This window comes from Henriciella sp. (assembly GCF_049649345.1).
Classification (GTDB): Bacteria; Pseudomonadota; Alphaproteobacteria; order Caulobacterales; family Hyphomonadaceae; genus Henriciella.
Genome location: NZ_JBARZC010000194.1, coordinates 1 through 3,101, shown reverse-complemented (window position 1 = coordinate 3,101; position 3,101 = coordinate 1). Strand labels below are relative to the sequence as shown.

Sequence of the window (3,101 nt, the reverse complement as noted above, 5' to 3'; positions counted from 1 at the left end):
GCCCCCGTTGCAGGCCCGACCGGCCCGTTCACGGCGTCTGGTAATCGCGACATGGATATCTGGCGCGAGGACTTTGCCCAGCGTGCCCGCGCGCAAGGCCGCAACCCGGCCGTCGTCTACGCCATGCTCGAAGGCATTTCCCCGCTGGACCTTTATCTCAGCGAGACGGTAGGCGTCGCCAGCACCGGCATTGCCGACCAGGCCGAGTTTGCCAAACCTGTCTGGGAATATCTGCGCACCGCTGTCACCACCAACCGTTTCGAAACCGGCCAGGAAAAGCTGATGCAGCTCGCACCGGTCTTCGATGTGCTCGAGCAAACTTATGGCGTGAACCGCGAAGCGATCAGCGCGATCTGGGCGATGGAAACCAATTTCGGCTCGTACATCGGCAATTATGATGCGGCCAATACGCTCTCCAACATGGCTGTCGAGGGCCGCCGCAGGAGCTTTGCCGAGAGCCAGCTCATCGCGCTCATGAAAATCGTCGAGAACGGGTTCGCGGACCGCGAGCAGCTCGGTTCTGGCTGGGCGGGCGCCATGGGCCAGACCCAGTTCATGCCGACAACCTATCTCGCCTATGCGCAGGATTTTGAGCGCGACGGCAAAGCCGATATCTGGGCAAGCGCACCGGACGCCCTCGCCTCTGCCGCCAATTATCTGTCGGCCTCCGGCTATGTCTTCGACCAGCCCTGGGGCATCGAAGTGCTCGCGCCCTCGGGGTTTGACTGGTCTTATGCCGACGGCAATGAACGGCGCATGTCGACCTGGCAGTCGCTTGGCCTGTCGCCCATCCGCGGCGGCGCCTGGGGCGTCGATGACAGTACCTATGCCGAGCTTTGGCTTCCGACCGGCGCAACAGGGCCGAAATATCTGTTGTTCAAGAATTTCGAGGTGTTCAAGACCTATAACCGGTCGAACTCCTACGCGCTCGCTGTTGGTTTGCTTGCAGATGGGCTCCAGGGCCAGTACGGCCCGGTCGCCGCCTGGCCGACCGACATTCCGCGCCTCAACAATGAAGACGTGCGCAAGCTGCAGGCGGCCCTTAACCAGCTCGGCTTTGACGCCGGCGTCGTCGACGGCATAGCCGGGTCTGGCACGCGCGCGGCACTGCAACGCTTCCAGAAGTCGAACGGGTTGCTGGCCGACGGCTACCCCTCCCGCCCGGCGCTCGATGACGTTCTCGCAAAGCTCGGGAGCTAGGGCCAGCCGCGCAAAAAACTCGTGACGAGGCTGGAAACGTTGCAAGCTGGCCCCTCAGACCGCTGACGCGGTCGAGGGGGACACCACCGCTAAGCCTATCGGGCAAGCCTAGTCATACACATCCGGCGCATCATCGGGATCGTCGAGAATGACCTGATTGGCCGGAAAGACTTTGTGTGCGAACGCCGCCATCAGGAGCAGCATGACCCCTGCCCCCAGAAACGGTGCGAAGGGGTGGACGTTTTCGTACATCCAGGGCCCGAAGAAGGGGCTGACGATAAATCCCATGCCATTGGCGGAAATCACAAGCCCGGCGACATTGCCCTGAAGCGATGAGCCGACCGCGAGCGACGCGCCGCTTGAAAAGCCCGGCCGTGCCAGACCCTGGCCAATCCCGACAAAAAATTGTGCAACCACCAGCACCGCGAACTCGCGCGTCGGCACGATCAGGAAGGCGCCCAGCGACAAGGTCAGCGCCCCGACAACCATCAGCGTCCGGTTCGTCATTTTCAGCCGAGGAATAATGACCAGCTGCGAGATCAGCGTGCCGGCCGCGCCAACCGTATAGGCCGGCCCGGTAAACTGCATGGCGGCGGCCCCATCGACCTCGATCTTGTCCATGATGGCGAAGGCGAAAGTCTGGGTCAGCACGCCCGTGACAAGCGACAGGCAGACCGCAAAGACCAGAAAAGGCAGCACGCGCGGGTCGCGCCACAGCCCATCGCCCTCGCGTCTGCCATCTTTCTTGCGGCCGGCCTCCTTGCGGGGCGCCATATTCTCCGGCAGCCGGGTGAAGATCAGAAAAGACAAAAGGGCCGCGATCGCCGAGATCAGGAAGACAGGCGTCAGCAGGCCGAACACTGCGCCCACAGCGGCTGCGAAGGCCGGGCCTGCAACCGCGCCGAAGCTGAAACCGGACGTCAGCGAGGCGATTTCTTCCGTTCGCTTGTCCCGGCTCGTGCGGTCCGCGATATAGGCCTGCGCGGCCGGATTGGTGCCCGATCCGAACAGGCCGAACAGGGTGCGCGAGCAGAGCAGGCAGATGAAAATGAAGATCGCGCTCTTGATATAACCCGACATGGCGAGCGCCGCGAAGGTTCCGAAGAGCAGCATCGACACCGAAAAGCCGAGCATGCCCATCGCCGCGACCGGCCGCCGGCCCCATTCATTTGATTTGCGCCCCCAGAAGGAGGACGTCACCGTCCAGATCGCGGCCGAGAGCGAAAAGATCGCACCCGCCATCCAGTCCGGCAGGCCGAGATCGCGCGACAAAGGCGGCAGGATGGCGCTGACCAGCATCGTATTGCCTGCGCCAACTGCCAGCAGCGCAAAGAACAGCAGCCGGAACGCGCCCCGCCTGTCATCTCTCTGCTGATCGGTCTGAGGTGCGGGCGCTTGCGTCATGCCCTCTCTTCGGCTGCGCCCCGGAAAATATCAAGCAATGCCCTCGCGCCAGCCCTCTAATGTGGGCGGAAACCATATCTAAAGCCCTCGCCGTCATGCTGGCTCTTCCAGTCTCACGGAGCTTCGATGTTTCAACTCCTCGGCCTTCTCACCGTCGTTGCCATTATTATTGGCGCGCTGATCTTCTCAGGCAGCCCGGCCATCATGCAGGCTCTGCCCTTCGAGATCGCGCTGATCGGCGGCGCAGCGGTCGGCACTCTGCTCGTCGGCAATTCGCCGCGCGTGGCAGGGGAGGCGGTCAGAGGCCTCTGGAAAGCCGTGACCGGCCCGAAATGGTCGAAAGACGATTATGCAGACCTTCTGACCGGCATGAATGAGCTGATCCGCCGGGCGCGCCGCGGCGGGATCGTCTCGATCGAAGCGGATATCGAAGAGCCTGAGGCGTCCCCGGTGTTCCAGAACCGCCCGCGCCTGCTCGCTGATGAGGCGGCCCGCGA

General features: G+C 63.1%; 3 protein-coding genes. 2 read left to right on the top strand and 1 reads right to left on the bottom strand.

Annotated elements, in window-relative coordinates:
• A partial coding sequence (locus WA989_RS04825; RefSeq protein WP_424339375.1) for a lytic murein transglycosylase occupies window positions 1-1,200 on the top strand: 1,200 nt, incomplete at its 5' end.
• 108 nt (window positions 1,201-1,308) lie between these two features.
• On the opposite strand, the gene WA989_RS04820 is transcribed toward WA989_RS04825, so the two are convergent.
• On the bottom strand, window positions 1,309-2,604 hold the full coding sequence (locus WA989_RS04820; protein WP_424339374.1) for an MFS transporter: 1,296 nt from the start codon (window positions 2,602-2,604) through the stop codon (window positions 1,309-1,311).
• Window positions 2,605-2,730: 126 nt separating this feature from the next.
• Between WA989_RS04820 and WA989_RS04815 the strand changes: the two genes are divergently transcribed.
• The coding region (locus WA989_RS04815) for a motility-associated protein (protein ID WP_424339373.1) at window positions 2,731-3,101 on the top strand (371 nt) is incomplete at its 3' end.

Bases quoted from the DNA above. Each gene is read 5' to 3' on its own strand.
- WA989_RS04820 (WP_424339374.1), bottom strand. From the start codon at position 2,604: ATGACGCAAGCGCCCGCACCTCAGACCGATCAGCAGAGAGATGACAGG.